This is a genomic window from Paraburkholderia sp. 22098 (genome assembly GCF_052045935.1).
GTDB lineage: Bacteria > Pseudomonadota > Gammaproteobacteria > Burkholderiales > Burkholderiaceae > Paraburkholderia > Paraburkholderia caledonica.
On sequence record NZ_JBQEPV010000026.1, the window covers coordinates 40810 to 52306 of the forward strand.

11 protein-coding genes are annotated in these 11497 nt (G+C 61.0%); 5 read left to right on the top strand and 6 right to left on the bottom strand.

Annotated elements, in window-relative coordinates; all coding sequences use genetic code 11:
- Positions 1–70: 70 nt before the first annotated feature.
- The gene (locus ACTJLB_RS31965; protein ID WP_440785623.1) at positions 71–1666 is read right to left on the bottom strand and encodes an APC family permease; all 1596 of its coding nucleotides are present in this window, start codon (positions 1664–1666) and stop codon (positions 71–73) included.
- Positions 1667–2094: 428 nt separating this feature from the next.
- Here ACTJLB_RS31965 and ACTJLB_RS31970 point away from each other — a divergent pair, with 428 nt between their 5' ends.
- Complete coding sequence (locus tag ACTJLB_RS31970; RefSeq protein WP_007180251.1) at positions 2095–2298, top strand: cold-shock protein; 204 nt, start codon at positions 2095–2097, stop codon at positions 2296–2298.
- 114 nt (positions 2299–2412) lie between these two features.
- Here ACTJLB_RS31970 and ACTJLB_RS31975 read toward each other — a convergent pair whose 3' ends face one another.
- The gene (locus tag ACTJLB_RS31975) at positions 2413–3663 is read right to left on the bottom strand and encodes an Hsp70 family protein (protein ID WP_440785624.1); all 1251 of its coding nucleotides are present in this window, start codon (positions 3661–3663) and stop codon (positions 2413–2415) included.
- A gap of 221 nt (positions 3664–3884) precedes the next feature.
- Between ACTJLB_RS31975 and ACTJLB_RS31980 the strand changes: the two genes are divergently transcribed.
- Entirely contained in the window at positions 3885–5360 is a 1476-nt protein-coding gene (locus tag ACTJLB_RS31980; RefSeq protein WP_440785625.1) for an MFS transporter, read from the top strand.
- Between the two features lie 70 nt (positions 5361–5430).
- Here ACTJLB_RS31980 and ACTJLB_RS31985 read toward each other — a convergent pair whose 3' ends face one another.
- Together ACTJLB_RS31985 and ACTJLB_RS31990 are read right to left on the bottom strand one after the other, a co-directional pair.
- The gene (locus ACTJLB_RS31985) at positions 5431–6024 is read right to left on the bottom strand and encodes a nitroreductase family protein (protein WP_020070670.1); all 594 of its coding nucleotides are present in this window, start codon (positions 6022–6024) and stop codon (positions 5431–5433) included.
- Between the two features lie 155 nt (positions 6025–6179).
- Positions 6180–7463, bottom strand: a complete 1284-nt coding sequence (locus ACTJLB_RS31990) for an MFS transporter (protein WP_440785626.1) — start codon at positions 7461–7463, stop codon at positions 6180–6182.
- Between the two features lie 151 nt (positions 7464–7614).
- On the opposite strand from ACTJLB_RS31990, the gene ACTJLB_RS31995 reads away from it, so the two are divergent.
- Together ACTJLB_RS31995 and ACTJLB_RS32000 are read left to right on the top strand one after the other, a co-directional pair.
- A complete protein-coding gene (locus ACTJLB_RS31995) occupies positions 7615–8283 on the top strand; it encodes a TetR/AcrR family transcriptional regulator (protein WP_440785627.1) in 669 nt (222 codons plus the stop codon).
- Between the two features lie 240 nt (positions 8284–8523).
- Positions 8524–9078, top strand: coding sequence for a DUF1415 domain-containing protein (locus ACTJLB_RS32000; protein WP_408424078.1), 555 nt, complete (start codon positions 8524–8526; stop codon positions 9076–9078).
- Between the two features lies 1 nt (position 9079).
- On the opposite strand, the gene ACTJLB_RS32005 is transcribed toward ACTJLB_RS32000, so the two are convergent.
- Entirely contained in the window at positions 9080–9922 is an 843-nt protein-coding gene (locus ACTJLB_RS32005) for a class I SAM-dependent methyltransferase (RefSeq protein ID WP_440785628.1), read from the bottom strand.
- Positions 9923–10306: 384 nt separating this feature from the next.
- Between ACTJLB_RS32005 and ACTJLB_RS32010 the strand changes: the two genes are divergently transcribed.
- Positions 10307–10627 carry a hypothetical protein gene (locus tag ACTJLB_RS32010; protein ID WP_013589753.1) on the top strand — a complete coding sequence of 107 codons (321 nt, stop codon included), beginning with the start codon at positions 10307–10309 and terminating at the stop codon, positions 10625–10627.
- Positions 10628–10744: 117 nt separating this feature from the next.
- On the opposite strand, the gene ACTJLB_RS32015 is transcribed toward ACTJLB_RS32010, so the two are convergent.
- Positions 10745–10954, bottom strand: a complete 210-nt coding sequence (locus ACTJLB_RS32015) for a DUF1059 domain-containing protein (protein WP_020070665.1) — start codon at positions 10952–10954, stop codon at positions 10745–10747.
- Positions 10955–11497: the final 543 nt, after the last annotated feature.

The following is an 11497-nucleotide window of genomic DNA, read 5'->3' on the forward strand; positions in this document are numbered from 1 at the left end:
ACCCCGCCTGAGCAGAACTGAGGCGGGGTTTTTTACGTCATGCAGGACCTTGAACGGCCCGGGCAGCGCCTTAATGCGCGCCGATTCCCTCGAGCACTTCGTCGTGCGTCTGACGCTCTTCCAGATACTCCGAGCGGTAGCCGCTGTGCACGCCCCAGTAATAGAACACGAGCGAGAACGCAATCACGACCAGCATGTCCCAGCCGTACGGCAGGATGCCGTGGCCGCCGAACTCCTTGCTGCCGATCAGCGACAGAATCGCCATTATCGGCAGATAGGCGACCAGCCACCATGCCGCCTTCAGATCGCGGCCCCAGCCGGCAAAACCGGACTTCGCCTGGAAGTAGAAGTACACGGGCAGCGCGACGACCATCAACAGAATGATCTCACCCGTCAGCGGCCATTTGGCCCAATAGAGAATCAGCGATGCGCACACGAACGCGAACGGTGCGATCACCTGCATGCCCGGGATATGCAGCGGGTGCTCGAGGTCGGTCGCCGCGCGGCGCAGCGCCATCAGGCTGATCGGGCCGGTCAGGTACGAAATCACGGTCGCAACGGAAATCACCGCCGCGAGCGAACTCCAGCCGCGGAAGAAAAACAGGAAGATGAACGAGACCAGCAGGTTGAACCACATCGCCGGCCGCGGCACGCCGTAGAACGGATGCACGTTGCCGAAAATCTTCGGCATGGTGTTGTTGCGCTCCATCGCGTAGATCATGCGCGTGGTGGTCGCCATGTAGGTCGTGCCGGTGCCGCTCGGGCTGACGAACGCGTCGACGTACAGCAGAATGGCCAGCCAGTTCAGATTCAGCGCGATCGCCAGTTCCGCGAACGGCGAAGCGAAATTGAAGTGGCTCCAGCCCTTCATTACGTCGGCAGGGCTCACCGCGCCGATATACGCGACCTGCAGCAGCACGTAGATCACGAGCGCGAGCAGAATCGAGCCGATCACCGCAAACGGCACGCTCTTGGCCGGATTGCGCGCTTCACCGGCGAGGTTGATCGGGCTTTGGAAACCGTTGAACGCGAACACGATGCCGCTCGTCGCAACCGCGGTCAGCACGGCCGACCAGCCGTACGGCGCGAACGTGCTGGTTTCACCGAAGTTTTCCTTGTGAAAGCCGGTCAGCATCAGGCCGAGAATCGTCGCGCCCGGAATCAGGAACTTGAAGATCGTGATCGCCGAGTTGGCGCGCGCGAAGAGTTTCACGCCCCAGTAGTTCAGCAGGAAGTAAATGATCACGAGGGCCGCCGAGAGCAGCAGCCCGTTCGTAGTTAATGAGCCGTCGACAAATAACGCGTGCGCCCACTCGTACGGCCACGTGCTCATGTATTGAATGGATGCCTCGGCTTCGATCGGAATCACCGAAACAATGGCGATCCAGTTCGCCCATGCGCTAATGAAACCGACCAGCGCGCCGTGCGAATACCGGGCGTAACGCACCATCCCGCCGGACTCCGGAAACATGGCGCCGAGTTCGGCGTAGGTCAGTGCAATAGCGAGAATTACGACAGCGCCGATAATCCACGCGCAGATCGATGCCGGGCCCGCGATCTTCGCGGCCTTCCAGGCGCCGAACAGCCAGCCGGAGCCGATGATCGAACCAAGGCCGGTCAGCATGAGTGCGAACGGCCCGATGTTCCGTTGTATAGAACTTTTCACGTCTTCTCCTGTTTCAGAACCATGTCGGCACCCTACGACCGGCGCTCGTGGCGCTGAAAACGGGTGACACGCATGTATGCGCGGCGGTTATCCATAGGTGCAACCGGCGCGGGCGCGTAGTTTAACGGTTGCACCCGGAGCCTGCAGTGAAACTCAGGGTTCTCCCTAGCAAAAAAGACGCCCGTCCAGCAAGGTTTGTAAGCAACTTTTCATTGCGCTATCGCGAATTTTTGTAAAGTTGCCGCCCGAGTGTTGACCTTCTCTCGAAATCGCCGTATAACGTTCGGGCAGGATTTCAAGCGGCGAGTGAATTGGTCTTTCGTAGTTCGCCCATCAACGGTACTCCGGTTGGTCCCATTACCCCCTTCCTTGATTTTCATGCACCCATTGGGCTTCGGCCTTATTTACCATCTTTAGGAACAAGTAATATGGAAACCGGTACCGTCAAGTGGTTCAATGACGCAAAGGGCTTCGGCTTTATCACGCCTGACGGCGGCGGCGAAGATCTGTTCGCGCATTTCTCGGAAATCCGCACGGAAGGCTTCAAGACGCTGCAAGAGAACCAAAAGGTCACGTTTGAAGTGAAGACGGGCCCGAAGGGCAAGCAAGCTGCGAACATCAAGCCGGTGTAAGCGCTACGCTGCTTCCTTCTGGACGCAAAAAACCCCGCCAAGGCGGGGTTTTTTTATATCAGTCTCAATTGCAAACGGTGATTATCTTCGCAGTATGCGAGCGGTGATTCCCGCTTATCCGAACACGCGTTGCGCGTGAATACCGAGTCCCGTTGCGACACTCGCAAGACGATCGCCGAATACTGCTTCTGCATCCGGAAAAGCCTGCGCCAATGCGCCGGACAGGAACGCGAGCCCCGTCGAGCCGCCCGTGAAGTAAATCGCGCTCACGTCGCGGATCGAAACACCGGCCGCCTGCACCGTGTCGCGCGCAGCCGCCACGATGCGGCGTGTTTCTTCCTGGCCCACTTCGATAAGCTGAGCTTCGTCGAATGCGAGACGCAGATCGTCCTCCACTTCGTCGAGGTCGATCACGGTTTCGCCGCCCGCCGCGACGCCGATCTTCGCTTCTTCAGCGTGCGCCGCGAGCGCATGCCCAAGGCGCCGCTCCACCACGCGCATCAAACGGTCATGGTGCTTGACCTCGGTGAACAGGTGCCGCATGAGCCCCAGCTCGCTGACGCGCTTCGGCGCATAAACGGTGTTGATCAGATGCCAGGTCGCCAGATCGAAATAGACGCGGTTCGGAATCTCGCGGCCCTCCGGATCGAGCGTCTGATAGCCGAGTTCGCGCAGAATGGTCGTTAATTCGACGCGGCGGTCGAAGTCCGTGCCCGCGACGTGCACGCCGTGGTGAGCAAGCACGTCGTCCTTACGCTCCACCCGCTTCATCCGCTCGGGGCCGACGCGCACCAGCGAAAAGTCCGATGTACCGCCGCCGATGTCGGCCACCAGCACCAGCCCTTCTCGCGTGAGACGCGATTCGTAGTCGAATGCGGCGGCGATCGGCTCGAACTGAAAGTGAATGTCCCGCAAACCGACCGCGCGCGCCGCCGCTTCGAGCTGCTTTTGCGCCATCTGATCGGCGCGCGGATCGTCGTCGACGAAGAAAACCGGGCGACCCAGCACCGCGCGATCGATCGGCGCCCCGGCGCTTTTTTCCGCAGAGCGCTTCAGATGGTCGAGGAAAATCGCAATCACATCGGTGTACTTGATCGCGGAGCCGTCGCCGAGATCGGTCGAGTTGTCGGCAAGCGGCGAGCCCAGAATGCTCTTCATCGAGCGCATCAGGCGGCCGTCGAAACCGTCGATGTACGCCGCAAGCGCCGCGCGCCCGAATTCGCGCGTGTCCTCGTCGGTATTGAAGAAAACGGACGTGGGCAGCGTCGTGTAGGCGCCCTCGACCGGCGCGAGCCTCAGCGCAGCGCCGTCGGGAACGGCTACGGCCGAATTGGAAGTACCGAAGTCAATCGCGCAATAGTTCATGGCAGGAATCGCCGCTAACGGCTGGCGCGGACAGGAAGGGGGAGCGGCTTTGTATCACGAAAGCCGGATCAGCATCAACTTGCCAATAGAAGCGCAAGCGGGCCGTTGCGGAATACAAATTGCTGCCTCCTGCTGCCTGAGTGCCCGATTCGGCGCTGACTCAACCTGATCTACCGGCAAAGTGTCGCCGCAAAATATCGCCATCAAGGAGACCTCCAGCAATGAGCGCGCCGCCTGTCGCCGATGCCGAGCGCAAAACAACAGCGACCATCGAAACCGATCTGCCGTCGCGGCTCGACCGGCTGCCTTGGGGGCGTTTTCACACGCTGATCGTCCTGGCGCTAGGGGTGACATGGCTGCTCGATGGACTTGAAGTGACACTAGCCGGGGCGGTTGCGAGCGCGCTGAAGGCGAGCCCGGCGCTGCATTTCACCAATGCGGACGTGGGCCTCGCCGGCAGCGCTTACATCGCCGGCGCCGTACTTGGTGCGCTCGGCTTCGGCTGGCTCACTGACCGGCTGGGCCGTCGGAAACTGTTTTTCATTACGCTGGGACTGTATCTAGCCGCGACCGCTGCGACCGCGGTTTCGTGGAATCTCGCCAGTTTCCTGCTGTTCCGTTTTTTGACGGGCGCGGGCATTGGCGGCGAATACACCGCAATCAATTCGACGATCCAGGAATTCACGCCGCCTCGCGTGCGCGGCTGGGTCGATCTTGCGATCAACGGCACCTTCTGGGTCGGCGCCGGGCTCGGCGCGGCGGGCTCGCTAATTCTGCTCGACCCTCACGTGGTGCCCGGTGACTGGGGCTGGCGTGCGTGCTTTTTCATCGGCGCGGCGCTCGCGCTGATCGTGCTGCCAATGCGTATCTGGGTGCCGGAAAGCCCGCGCTGGCTGCTCACCCACGGCAACGAGCGGGACGCGCACGCAATCGTCGACGGAATCGAAACGCGCTTTCGCAACGAAGGCCACACGCTTTCCACGCATGGCCTCGCGCGTCTGCGCCTGCGCGCGCGCGGACACACGCCGCTGCGCGAAGTGTTCCACACGTTGTTCAATGTGCACCGGCGGCGAGCGCTGGTCGGCCTGTCGCTGATGACCGCGCAGGCGTTTTTCTACAACGCGATCTTTTTCACCTATGCGCTGGTGCTGACGGATTTCTACGGCGTGCCGGGCGACCACATCGGCTGGTATTTGCTGCCTTTCGCGCTCGGGAATTTTCTCGGACCGTTGCTTCTTGGCCGGCTCTTCGACGTGATCGGGCGGCGCAAGATGATCGCGTCGACTTACGCTATTTCGGCGATTCTGCTGACAGTCAGCGGCTACCTTTTCGAGCAACACATGCTGACGGTCGTCACCCAGACGATCGCGTGGATGGTGATATTCTTTTTCGCGTCCGCCGCGGCAAGTTCGGCCTATCTGACAGTCAGTGAATCGTTTCCGCTGGAGATCCGCGCGCTCGCGATTGCCGTGTTCTATGCGTTCGGCACGGCACTCGGCGGGATTGCCGGGCCGGCGTTCTTCGGACGGCTGATCGACACGCATCAACGCAGCGAAGTGTTTTCGGGCTATCTGGTCGGGTCGGCGCTGATGCTCGCGGCGGCCGTGATCGCGGCGGTGTGGGGTGTGGACGCGGAGCGCAAATCCCTCGAACATGTGGCGGCGCCGCTTTCGAGCGTAACCGACGACGCGCCGTAGACACGTCGACGCAAAAACGCGCGGTCTGCGCCGCGCGTTCCTGTAAAACGGTTGCAGCTGACAGACTCGCTCAGAACGCCTTCTTCCAGCCGCCGCCGTAGGCGATTTCCGCCAACGGCAGACGCTGCCGCACCGATTTTTCGCGTTCGCGCAAAACAGGATCGAGCTTCTCGACATCGCCGAAATGGCCCAACGAAATGAAGGCGATCGGTTCGACGTCGTTCGGCAGGTCAAACGCCTTGCGGAATGCGTTCGGGTCGAAGCCGCTCATCTGATGCGCGGCGAGGCCGAGCGCGTGCGCCTGCAACACCAGAGCCATGGCGGCCGCGCCTGCGTCGTATTGAGCACAGCGGTTCACCTCGCCCTTGCTCGTGCGCGTGAGTGTGGTGACGGCGATCAGCACGGGCGCGGGCGCGTTCCAGGCCTGGTTGAACGGCACGAGGGTGGCGAACGCCTGCTTGAACGCGACTTCGTCGACGCTGCGATCGAACACAAGGAAACGCCACGGTTGAGCGTTATACGACGAAGGTGCCCAGCGTGCCGCTTCCAGCACAGCGTGCAGATTCTCGCGGCTCACCGGCTCGCTTGAATACGCGCGCGGGCTCCAGCGACCGGCAATCAGCTCGTGAATGGCAACTGCGGAAGGGGCGGGTTTGTGGGCCATGCGCTTCTCTCGGTAGAAATTCATGATCGCGGGCGGCTGCCCGAAGGTCACATAGCATATCCGGGGTTCGGCGCGCGCGCTGCATGAAGCGAGCGGATAGATTTTCCGTAGCGTGGAAAGGCGCGGGCGCTGCCGCGTCTTTCCGTGTAACCGGTCTAGGCCGCCTGCGGCTGCGGCGCCTTGGCGGGACGATTGATACGCAACACGATGACGGCGGCCACGAGGCACAGACCGCCGGAAATCATCGACGCCACGGTGTAGGTGCCGAGGCTCGCGCGCAGCATGCCCGCGCCGAGCGCCGCGAACGCCGCGCCGAGTTGATGCCCGGCGACCACCCAGCCAAACACCACGGGAGCCGCCTCCTTGCCGTAGACGTCAGTCGCGAGACGCACGGTCGGCGGGACGGTCGCAATCCAGTCGAGCCCGTAAAACACAGCGAAGAGCGGCAATCCGAAAAAGTCGATGCCGAAAGCGTGCGGCAGATACATGAGCGACAAGCCGCGCAGACCGTAGTACCAGAACAGCAGCACGCGGCTATTGAAGCGGTCGGAGAGCCAGCCGGAGAGCGTCGTGCCGAACAGATCGAAGATGCCCATCGCGGCAAGCAGCGACGCGCCCTGCACTTCCGACATGCCGTAATCGCCGCACATCGCAATCAGGTGCGTGCCGACGTAGCCGTTCGTGCTCGCCCCGCAAATGAAAAAGCTGAAGAACAGCAGCCAGAAATCGCGTGTTTTGCTCGCCATCGCGAGTGTGCCGAAGGCGATCGCAAGCGGATTCTGTTTTGTCGCCGACGCGCTCACCGGCGCGTCGTGCGGCTCGCCATAAGGGCGCAGCGCGACGTCGGACGGCCGCTCCGGGAGCAGGAACGCAACCAGCGGCAGCATGACCGCCGCAACCGCCGCGACGACCCACACCACCTGGCGCCAGCCGTAGTGCTCGACGATCGCCGCGAGCATCGGCAGAAACACGAGTTGGCCGGTCGCGGAACTGGCGGTCAGAATCCCCATGACGAGTCCGCGATGCGTGGTGAACCAGCGTGTCACGACGGTCGCCGACAACGACAGCGCTGCCACGCCCGTCGAACCGCCAACCATCACGCCCCAGATCAGGATCATCTGCCAAGGGTGCGTCATGAGTGACGACAAAGCGACGCCCGCCGCCATGGTGCCGAGCGCAATGAGCATCGTGGGGCGCACGCCGAAACGCTGCATCGCCGCCGCCGCAAACGGCCCCATTAGCCCGTACAGTGCGATGTTCACCGAGATTGCCAACGAAATGGTGCCGCGGCTCCAGCCAAACTGATGTTCGAGCGGGACCATCATCACGCTTGGTGTAGCGCGCGTGCCCGCCGCCGCCAGAAGCACCAGAAACACCACGGCCACGGTCAACCAGCCGTAGTGAAAACGCCTGCCTATCAGTCTCGCTGCCCAGTTCATCGGCTCTCCTGTCGGCGTCGTCAGACTCGCCGCGCCGTTCGCATTATTACGGTTTCGGTAAGGGACTTGTGACAGATCAGTCACAATAGTGTTGCGATGTTAGTTACCGGTCGGTAACATGTCAAGGCGTCAATTGAATTCGGGAGCACCCATGTCTGACAGCGAAAGCTCCAAGCGAGGCTCTACGGTGGGGAGTTCGGCTTCGTCCCGCTCGCGGCGAGCACGCGGTGGCCACACAACTGGGCCGGAGGCGCAACAGCATCTGCTACGCGCGGCGGATGAACTGTTTTACCGTGAAGGCGTGCGCGCGGCCGGCGTCGATGCGGTCGTCGAGCGCGCCGGCGTGAACAAGATGAGTCTGTATCGCCAGTTCTCGTCGAAAGACGATCTGGTGATGGCATATTTGGAGCGCAAAGACGCTCAGTTCTTCGGCTACGTCGAGACGAGCTTCGCGAAACACTCCGGAGACCCCGCAAAGCAGCTGCAGCAATATTTCGACGATCTCGCCGCACGGGCGTCGGCGGAAGGCTATCGCGGCTGTCCGTTCGTGAACGTGGCGGTGGAGTTCCCCGATACCGTGCATCCGGCACGGCAATTCGTGTTCCGGAACAAGGAGCGGTTGCTGGCACGCCTGACGGAGTTAGCAACCGCCGCCGGCGCCGACGATCCTGAGATGCTCGCCAGTTCCCTGGCTTTGCTGATCGAGGGCGTGTATGCGGCGAGTCAGACCTACCGTGCTGGATCGAGTCCGGTGCTCGCCGCGCCGAAAGCCGCCGCGCAGCTTATCGCCGCTGCGTGTGGCGGGAAAACGGGGCGTTAGTCGGCAGCGGGTTGGTTCGGCTGGTGTTTAGCTTGGGTGTGGCCCGGCTTCCGGCTGTTTCGGGGCTTCGTTGTGCCGTTTCGTTGCGCCGTTTCGTTCTGCCGTTTCGTTCTGCCGTTTCGTTCTGCCGTTTGCTCTCCCGCTTCGTTCCGCAGCGTTGCCCGAGGCAGTCGCGCACTGGCGTGGCGCACGCACCGTTAAAATGGCTCTTTGCCGTCTTTTCCCTTTTCGCAGCCTGCCATGACGTTGTCCTCCGAATCGCACGACGCTGTCGTTGCCGCCACCCGTCACTGGCTGACGGAAGCCGTAATTGGGCTCAATCTGTGTCCGTTCGCAAAGGCCGTTCATGTGAAGGGACAAATCCGCTACGCGGTTAGCGCCGCGACCGATCTGGAAGGTGTGCTAGCCGACCTCGAAACCGAACTCAACGGTCTCGCCGCCAGCGACCCCGCCGCGGTGGATACCACGCTGTTGATCGTGCCTCAGGCGCTAGAAGATTTTTTGCAATATAACGACGCGTTGTTCTTCGCAGAAAGAATGCTCAAGCAGCTTCGCCTGACTGGCATTATCCAGATTGCCAGCTTTCACCCGGCTTATCAGTTTGAAGGCACCGAGCCCGACGATATCGAGAATTACACCAACCGCGCGCCCTATCCGATTTTTCATCTACTCAGAGAAGAGAGTATTGAACGCGCAGTCCAGGCATTTCCCGATCCGGAAGCTATTTATGAGCGCAATCAGGAAACGCTTCGGCGAATCGGGCTCGTCGGCTGGAATAAATTAATGAAAACGTGATTCAAGCAGGAACGAAGAATCGCTCTTTCAATTCCTCGATACCGAGCGTCTGCATGACCTCGTTGAGCCGCTCCGCCGGGCGCCGCCGCGGCAGGTCCTTGAATTGGGCGATGATCAGCTCGTTTTTCATCGAATGTTCCCATCCGACCAGTTCGGTTACGCTGACCTGATAACCGTGCGCTTCCAACTGAAGACAGCGCAGCACATTCGTAATCTGGCTGCCGAATTCCCGCGTATGTAATGGATGCCGCCAGATTTCCGTCAACGCACTGGCGAGCGATTTACTTTTATTCTGACGCAAAACGCCCGCCACCTCAGCCTGGCAGCACGGCACGACCACGATATATTTTGCGTTCTTTTCGAGGGCGAATCGAATCGCGTCGTCCGTTGCGGTATTGCAGGCATGCAGTGCGGTAACGATATCGATGCGCGACGGCAAGCGGTCGGACGTAATAGATTCCGCTACCGACAAATTCACGAACGACATACCCTTGAAGCCGAGGCGCGCCGCCAGCTCCTCCGACCGCGCGACAAGCTCCTGGCGCGTTTCGATGCCGTAAATGTGCGACGCCCCACCTGCGGCATCCTGAAATTCCTTGAAGAACAGGTCATACAGGATAAAACCTAGATATGACTTGCCCGCGCCGTGATCGACAAGGGTGATTGCCCCCTGCCGGTCCTTCAGATCCTTGAGGAGCGGCTCGATGAACTGGAACAGATGGTAGACCTGCTTGAGCTTGCGGCGGCTGTCCTGGTTCATCTTGCCGTCGCGCGTCAGGATGTGGAGCTCCTTGAGCAATTCGATGGACTGGTTCGGTCGGATTTCGTGGGTTTTGCTGGACATCGTGGGGGACCGGCGTCAATTGCGACGCGAACGTGCGTCAGGTGACGGAAAAAGGAAGAAGTTGCTGCCAGTTTACCCAAACCGCGGCCCGCTCACCGAAGAGCCGCGAAAAACCTGCAGGAAGTGCAGCAATCTTGGAACACTTCCTGCTAACAAAGGCACGACGCGGGACATTTACGCACGGCGCAGAAACCGATTCGCGCCGCCCGAGTCCCAAGAACGTAAGCCGTGGTGCCTATAACAATAAGCTGTCGGTCGTGGTAACGGACACACGATCTTATGCAAGTGGGGAGGGCGGCCCAGTGACATGGGCCGAACGTTACGTCACCGGCAGCGCGCCGCGATCTCAACTGAACGTGCGCCCGGATAATAGAAGAGGCAGCAATGGATACGGTACCCAACGGAAACGTCGAACAGAAGTTCCAGGAAATGATGGCGAAGCTCACCGCCATGCCCGCCTGGTCGGAAAAGCAGCAGCTTGAACTCGAGATGGCCCGCGACATCTCCACCGAAATGCTTCGTCTTGCAGAAGTCATGCGGGACGGGAGCGTCGACATGGAAACGTGTCTGACATTGCTCAAATACGCGAAAGTGCTCGACTTCGTGATGACGACGCTGGCTTCACGGCGCGATATCAAACCGCAAACGTTGCGGGTCATCTTCAAGCTTGCGGGCCTCAAGGTAGACGAGGCTTATCCGAGCTGAGGTCCGGCGAGGAATCGCGGACATATCGAACCCACACGGCGACTCGCGCGAACGGCCATTTGCCGCTCGCCTCCCCTGCGAGTCACCGCGGTGGCTCCTTCTTCCAGAACACTCGATTCATGCGCGCGGCGCTTCCACCGGCGGCGTGCCTTCGTGGAAGAGCGACTTCAATTGCTGGCGCAGTTCGGGCGAGTCGTCGTGTTTGTGCACGCTGACGGCATGTTGCACGGCTGCGTTGAGCAGCTCGTCTTCGTTATCCGCCGACAGGGCGACCGTGCAGTTCGTTTCGCTCGGGAACTCGCGGCAGTCGATGTATTTGCGGGTCATGGCAGTCTCCTTGATCGATATGTATGACCATCCACGCTGGCACAAGGCTCAAACCGAAGCGCACCGCTCCCGATGCCACGGCACGCGGCGCCCGGACAGCGCGGTCGCTAGTACTGACGCGGGAATGACGCGGGGAATGACACGAACGCGCCCAATGGAAGGTGTCCAAAAATTATAGTTTGCGATGCTGAATAACAAAGCCGTGGAGCGGACAAGCCGTGGGACCAAGCGCGCCTGAATGTAGCGTTCTGACGCCCGGTTGGCGACAGGTGCGTTTGCTCCGCGCTGGATGCGGTGTGAAAATAGCGGGCCTTGTGGGGTGCTGAGGGTTGAGCGCATTTTTCGGCTGTGGGCTGCGGACGTTGGGCGTTTGGGCGCGTTTGGGCGCGTTTGGGCGCGTTTGGGCGCGTTTGGGCGCGTTTGGGCGTTTGGGCGTTTGGGCGTTTGGGCGTTTGGGCGTTTGGGCGTTTGGGCGTTTGGGCGTTTGGGCGTTTGGGCGTTTGGGCGTTTGGGCGTTTGGGCGTTTGGGCGTTTGGGCGTTTG

Bases quoted from the DNA above. Each gene is read 5' to 3' on its own strand.
- ACTJLB_RS31985 (WP_020070670.1), bottom strand. From the start codon at position 6,024: ATGGCCCACAAACCCGCCCCTTCCGCAGTTGCCATTCACGAGCTGATT.
- ACTJLB_RS31980 (WP_440785625.1), top strand. From the start codon at position 3,885: ATGAGCGCGCCGCCTGTCGCCGATGCCGAGCGCAAAACAACAGCGACC.
- ACTJLB_RS31975 (WP_440785624.1), bottom strand. From the start codon at position 3,663: ATGAACTATTGCGCGATTGACTTCGGTACTTCCAATTCGGCCGTAGCC.
- ACTJLB_RS31970 (WP_007180251.1), top strand. From the start codon at position 2,095: ATGGAAACCGGTACCGTCAAGTGGTTCAATGACGCAAAGGGCTTCGGC.
- ACTJLB_RS32010 (WP_013589753.1), top strand. From the start codon at position 10,307: ATGGATACGGTACCCAACGGAAACGTCGAACAGAAGTTCCAGGAAATG.
- ACTJLB_RS32000 (WP_408424078.1), top strand. From the start codon at position 8,524: ATGACGTTGTCCTCCGAATCGCACGACGCTGTCGTTGCCGCCACCCGT.
- ACTJLB_RS31990 (WP_440785626.1), bottom strand. From the start codon at position 7,463: ATGAACTGGGCAGCGAGACTGATAGGCAGGCGTTTTCACTACGGCTGG.
- ACTJLB_RS32005 (WP_440785628.1), bottom strand. From the start codon at position 9,922: ATGTCCAGCAAAACCCACGAAATCCGACCGAACCAGTCCATCGAATTG.
- ACTJLB_RS31995 (WP_440785627.1), top strand. From the start codon at position 7,615: ATGTCTGACAGCGAAAGCTCCAAGCGAGGCTCTACGGTGGGGAGTTCG.
- ACTJLB_RS32015 (WP_020070665.1), bottom strand. From the start codon at position 10,954: ATGACCCGCAAATACATCGACTGCCGCGAGTTCCCGAGCGAAACGAAC.